This window comes from Marinitoga hydrogenitolerans DSM 16785 (genome assembly GCF_900129175.1).
Classification (GTDB): domain Bacteria; phylum Thermotogota; class Thermotogae; order Petrotogales; family Petrotogaceae; genus Marinitoga; species Marinitoga hydrogenitolerans.
Genome location: NZ_FQUI01000066.1, coordinates 1 through 5,911, shown reverse-complemented (window position 1 = coordinate 5,911; position 5,911 = coordinate 1). Strand labels below are relative to the sequence as shown.

The following is a 5,911-nucleotide window of genomic DNA, read 5'->3' as shown; positions in this document are numbered from 1 at the left end:
TTGAACTTTTCTATATGATTTTTTAGCCATTTTTAACAACATTAGAATTTTAAGAATAGCTTTATCTGAAAATTCTTTTTTTCTACCAAATGAGTATTTCGGTTCGTTAAAAAATATATCTATAATATTGAAAATAAATAAAATTTCTTTTTTTACAAAAGATGTATTGATTTCTATTCTTTTTTGTGCTAACATTGAATTGGGCACTCCTTTCTTTTGTTTTTTGGCTCAATTCAATGTTTCTACATTGAATCAAGGAGTGCCTTTTTTGCTTCTTACTAATTGGACGTCCTAATAATAATAATAATAATAATAATCAATAACAATAATATAATTATTCTATACTAATTATACGAGGGGATATTAGTGAAAAGAAAAATTGAATTGATGATTATAGATTATATAATATTTGTTTTGAGCTATTTTATAGCTCTGTTTTTTCGATTCCAACTAGATTTTATAGAAATGGGAAAATACGTGTATCCTGTTATCATTTTCCCATTTATTATGGTTTTGAGTATGTATTATAATAAAATTTATGATCATATATGGCGGTTTGCAACATTGAAAGAAATTAAGACTATTATATATTCTTCATTTTTAGGATATTTGTTAAACTTTTTGATTATAGAAGGATTAAGAAGAATATGGTTTTCTGATTTTATAATACCCATTACAGTTGGCTTTATGACAGCTCTTTTAGGTGCAATATTGATAATATTTAGTAGGGTTTGGTGGTTTTCAAAAAATAAGAAGGTTGTAGAAGAAAACGTGTCAGAAGATAAAAATGTATTAATAATTGGAGCAGGAGAAGCTGGAGTTGAACTTTTAGATGAATTTTTAAGGCATCCTTCTTTTGGAAAGGTTATAGGTTTTTTAGATGATGACGAATCAAAAATTGGAAGAAAAATAAGAAATATCAAGATTTTAGGGAAGACATCTGAAGTAATGCGTTTTGTAGAGGAATTTAAAGTTAATGAGGTTATTATTGCAATACCTTCCGCAACATCGGAACAATTGAAAAATATTATAGATAAAATTGATACTAAAAAAGTCAGATTAAAAACATTACCAGGAATATTTGAAATATTGAATAACAAAATTTCTCTTGGGTTTTTAAGAGATGTAAATATTGAGGATTTATTAGGTAGAAAAGAAATAAAAGTGAATTTTGATGAAATAAAATATTATATTACCAATAAAAAGATACTTGTTACTGGTGCTGGTGGAAGTATAGGCGCAGAAATATGTAGACAAATAGCAGCATTAAATCCTAAAGAATTGATGTTGTTAGGTCGTGGTGAAAATAGTATATTTCATATTTCAAAAGAAATAAAAGAAAGATTTCCTGATTTGAATATAATAGAAATTATAGGTGATGTAACAAATGAATTTAGAATGGATCATATTTTTAAAAAATTTTCACCAGATGTCGTTTTTCATGCTGCTGCGCACAAACATGTTCCTTTAATGGAAAAAAATCCTTCAGAAGCATTTAGAGTAAATTCATATGGTACGTATATTCTTGCAAAGAAATCGATAGAAAATAATGTAAAACATTTTATTTATATCTCAACAGATAAAGCTATAAATCCAACATCCATTATGGGAACATCAAAAAGATTTGGAGAAATAATAATTAGATCATTGGCTCAAAACACAAAAACAAAGTTTGGAATAGTTAGATTTGGCAATGTGTTAGGTAGTAGAGGGAGTGTAGTTCCTATATTTAAAGAACAAATAAGAAAAGGTGGGCCTGTAACTGTTACTGATCCAAAAATGAAACGATATTTCATGACAATTCCAGAAGCTGTTGCTCTAGTATTACAGGCAGGAGCATTTGCCAATAATGGAGAGGTTTTTGTTTTAAATATGGGTGAACCAGTATTAATTAATAAACTTGCGAGAGAAATGATTCGATTATCTGGGTATATTCCTGATCAGGATATAAAAGTAGTATATACGGGAATAAGACCAGGTGAAAAATTATATGAAGAATTATTTTTGAATTCAGAGGAGTTTTTAAAAACAGAAAATGATAGAATATTTATGTTAAAAACGAATAATATTTTAAATTCAAAAGATTTAGAGAGTCTTATTGAAAAAATTATAAATGTTTTTAAATCTAATAATTTTGAATTGATAGATAATTTGATAAATAAATATATACCAGAAGCAGTTTCAGAAGTAAAAAAGGATATAGCTTATTAAGAGGTGGAATATGAATTATATAATTATTTTATTACTATCAATAATAATCACGTATTTAATGATACCAATTGCAAAGAAATTAAATGTTGTTGATAAACCAGATGAAGATTTAAAGATACATAGAAAGGTTACACCTTATCTTGGCGGCGTTGCTATATATCTATCAAGTATTTGGTTTATTGGTGATATTAGATTTATTGTTTTTGGAACATTAATGTTGATACTTGGTTTATTGGACGATATAATGAATGTCTCTCCGAAATTTAGATTAATTAGTGAATTTGTAGGTATTGTATTAACACTATTGCCTTTTTATAATTCTCTTGGTATAATGTATTCTATAATACTAACAATTTTAGGAGTTACATTAATTAATGCAGTTAATATGATAGATGGAATGGATGGAATTTGTGGTGGGAATACGTTATTTGTAATATTGTTTTTAAGTATTATATCAAAACATTTTGATTATATATATATTGTTGTAGGAATAATAGGATTTTTAATTTTTAATTTTCACCCAGCGAAAATTTTTCTTGGAGATGCAGGATCGTATTTTTTAGGATATACAATATTTTATCTAACAGTTATAATGACATCAAACCATGGTTTTGGAGGTTTTGCAATATCTGTAATTGTCTCTACTTTGTTTTATACAGATATATTTTTTAGTTTCTTAAGAAGAATTTTAAACAATCGTTCACCTTTTTCAGGTGACAGAGATCATATTTATGATAAAATAAAAAGGAGATACAAATTATCCGTTAAAAAAACAGCTGTTATTACATATGTATTTTCATTTTTATTTGGTATAATAGGTATTATTAGTTGGGATTATCCGTATTTAGGATTGACTCTGGCTGTTATAGAATTTTTATTTTTAGGAATATATTTAAAGTTATATTCCTATGATTAATGGAGGTAAAATATGGCCTTATTAAAAGGTATAGATGGTTCATACTTTGAATTAAATCCAAGGGTAATAAAAAAATTTTGGTTTGCTGATTCGATAGATGAAGATGTAGAAGAAAAATATATATTTGAAGTAAAAGCCAAAACAGGTGATTTTATCTGGATGCCAAATGAATTTAGTGTGGAATTGGCCGATTCTATTGATGTTGAAATGGAGTATATACCAACTCTTTTAACGATATTTAGATTGAATAGATATTTCAACAATAGGATGAAAAGTATTTTTTCATTTCTTTCAACAGATTCGTTAATGTTAACAGAAAGTATTATAAATCAAGAATTAATGGTATATACTATTAATGAAAGTGTCGATTTTTCAGCTGTATATGTTAATAAATCTGGGAGATATTATGAGCATCATTTTATTTTTTCAAGATATGATTATCAAAGTGTTTTTGACATAAGTATTAAAACAACAATGACAGAGATAAAAAAGTTTTATAAATCTTTGATAAATGAATTTAATAAATTTAGATTAAATGTTTTACCTGAGATAATAAATCAAGAAGATTTCTTGAAACATATATCTCAAAGGATAAAAATTGTTAATTATAATGAATTAAAAAATATTGAAGATAATATCTTTCAATTATACAATATAAATAATTTGAACAAAAGTATGTCTTTAAGCAATTCGAGTGAAGCGTTTAAGGCTTTTACTAACTTTATTGCTGAAATGAAAAAACAAAATAGTGTTAAGGATGAAGATGAAGACATTGATATAGAAATATTTATGGAAGAAGATGAAAATTCTGATGAAAATGAAACATTATGGGAAATTATAGATGAAATAGAAGAAGAAATAAAAAACATGTTAGAAGGTGAAGAAATAGAAAATGATTTTATTTTAACTCGAGACGAAAAACTAGAAAGCATATATGTAGAAATTCAAAAAAGTTATGAAGTTTTTAATAGAAAGGTTTTAGATGAAGATGATGAGAAAAAAGAGGAGAAATTATTAAAAAGTTTAATTTTAATATACGGAGTGGAAACTATTTATGAATTAAAGGAAAAAATGAAAAAAGATTTTAAAGTTATAAATTTAGAAAAATTAATTGATGAATATTTGAAAAATTCAGATGAGGGAATAGTTATGGAATATAAGAAATGGTATAAAAAAATAATAAAGAAGTTAGGAAAGAATTTAAATCAAATTACATAAACCTGGATATTTTCCGGGTTTATTTTATTGTGATAAATTTTAACAGGGGGTATAAAAGTTGGCGACAAAATGTAATAGATATTTGTTATAAAAAGAAAAAAAGAATTTTGGAGGTATAAATGGAACCATTAGCTATATATATAACATTTACAAATTTTTTTACAAGTTTTTTTAAATCATATTTCAAACCATTAATTCCATTTTTCATGGAATATTTTAATGTTAATGAACCAAGAATATTTGTTATGATGGCGTCAATTTTGACGTTAATATCTTCTTTTAGTCAGGTGTTTTTTGGATATCTTGCTGATAAATCGAATAAGAAATTAGTATTTTTGTATATATCAGTATTGATAACCATGACGCCTATACTTTTTTTAGGTCATATAAAATCAATTTGGTTTTTATTTATAATTTTCTTAATAGGATATTTAGGGAGTTCAGCTCAGGAACCTTTAGGAGCGGGAATTAGTGGAGCTTTAGGTAAAGGGAAAGGTATAGCAATAGCAATATTTATGGTTGGCGGAACATTTGGTTATGCATTGGGACCTGTTTTTATAACCTATTATGTATCTAATTACAAATTAGAGAATTTAACATATATAGGGATAGTCGGAATATTATTATATACAATTTTATTTTATTTTGCATATAATTATTTCAAAACGCATAAACACTTAAGTTCTAAAGGTAAAAAAACACGATTTTTTGAAAGTTTTAAGGGTTTTAAATATATTGCGCCTATCTGGTTTTTAACAGTTCATAGAGCATTTGTTAGTATTATGTTTAGATCCTATGTGCCTATAAAATCAAGAATGTTAGGATATGACTTAACAATAGGAGGACTGTTGGTAACTCTTGGTTTTTTAGCAGGTACGTTTTCTAATCTACTTGGAGCAAAACTTGAAGAGAAAACCAGTGTAAAATTTGTAAATCTTCTATACTTTTCAGCATTTTCAGTATTGGTATTTCTTTTTGCATCATCTACAAATATATGGATATTAGCAATTTCTTATATATTGGCAGATGCTTTTATGTTTTTAACAATGTCAGTAAATGTTCATTATGCACAACAATCATTACCTAATAATAAAAGCTTTGCATCTGGGGCATTAATGGGATTTACAAGAGCAATGGGAAATGTTTTAATTACAGTATATACATTCTTTTTTGGGAATAATATTCCTTTTATTTTAAACAGTTTATGGGTTTTTGGAATAATAGGAATAATATTGACATTTATTTTAATAAAAGAACCGATTTTTGAAAAATCTAATTAAATATAAAAAGCTCCCGGAATTAATCGGGAGCTTTTTTCCCGAGTTTGACAGCAATTTAAGGAAAAATGAAAAAATTGGACGGTAAAATGCGTATTTGAGGTGTGTAAATCTAGGTCAGTCGAAAAAGTGTGTGGCTAACTTTTTATAATATTTTTGCATATAACTATTGATTTTACTTACTTTTAGTGGTATAATATATATGAAAACCACTAAAAGGAGATGGCATGATGTTCGTTAAAATATCAAAGGTGAAAGGAAAAAAGTATTTAAGAGTAATGGAAAGTGT

The 5,911-nt window shown here is 26.1% G+C and carries 5 protein-coding genes; 4 read left to right on the top strand and 1 reads right to left on the bottom strand.

Going from position 1 to position 5,911, the window contains the following annotated elements; genetic code table 11:
• A partial coding sequence (locus BUA62_RS10965) for a hypothetical protein (RefSeq protein WP_143148384.1) occupies positions 1-195 on the bottom strand: 195 nt, incomplete at its 3' end.
• A 171-nt stretch (positions 196-366) separates the two neighbouring features.
• Here BUA62_RS10965 and BUA62_RS10960 point away from each other — a divergent pair.
• The 4 genes from BUA62_RS10960 (at position 367) to BUA62_RS10945 (ending at position 5,625) form a co-directional block, all read left to right on the top strand.
• Positions 367-2,211, top strand: a complete 1,845-nt coding sequence (locus BUA62_RS10960) for a polysaccharide biosynthesis protein (RefSeq protein ID WP_072866079.1) — start codon at positions 367-369, stop codon at positions 2,209-2,211.
• Positions 2,212-2,221: 10 nt separating this feature from the next.
• Positions 2,222-3,127 carry a glycosyltransferase family 4 protein gene (locus BUA62_RS10955; protein ID WP_072866078.1) on the top strand — a complete coding sequence of 302 codons (906 nt, stop codon included), beginning with the start codon at positions 2,222-2,224 and terminating at the stop codon, positions 3,125-3,127.
• A gap of 12 nt (positions 3,128-3,139) precedes the next feature.
• Positions 3,140-4,345: a hypothetical protein gene (locus BUA62_RS10950; RefSeq protein WP_072866077.1), complete on the top strand. Its 1,206-nt coding sequence runs from the start codon at positions 3,140-3,142 to the stop codon at positions 4,343-4,345.
• Positions 4,346-4,464: 119 nt separating this feature from the next.
• A complete protein-coding gene (locus tag BUA62_RS10945; RefSeq protein WP_072866076.1) occupies positions 4,465-5,625 on the top strand; it encodes an MFS transporter in 1,161 nt (386 codons plus the stop codon).
• Positions 5,626-5,911: the final 286 nt, after the last annotated feature.

What these genes read in the sequence shown, in the direction of transcription:
- BUA62_RS10955 (WP_072866078.1), top strand. Translation starts at nt 2,222, where the DNA reads ATGAATTATATAATTATTTTATTACTATCAATAATAATCACGTATTTA.
- BUA62_RS10950 (WP_072866077.1), top strand. Translation starts at nt 3,140, where the DNA reads ATGGCCTTATTAAAAGGTATAGATGGTTCATACTTTGAATTAAATCCA.
- BUA62_RS10945 (WP_072866076.1), top strand. Translation starts at nt 4,465, where the DNA reads ATGGAACCATTAGCTATATATATAACATTTACAAATTTTTTTACAAGT.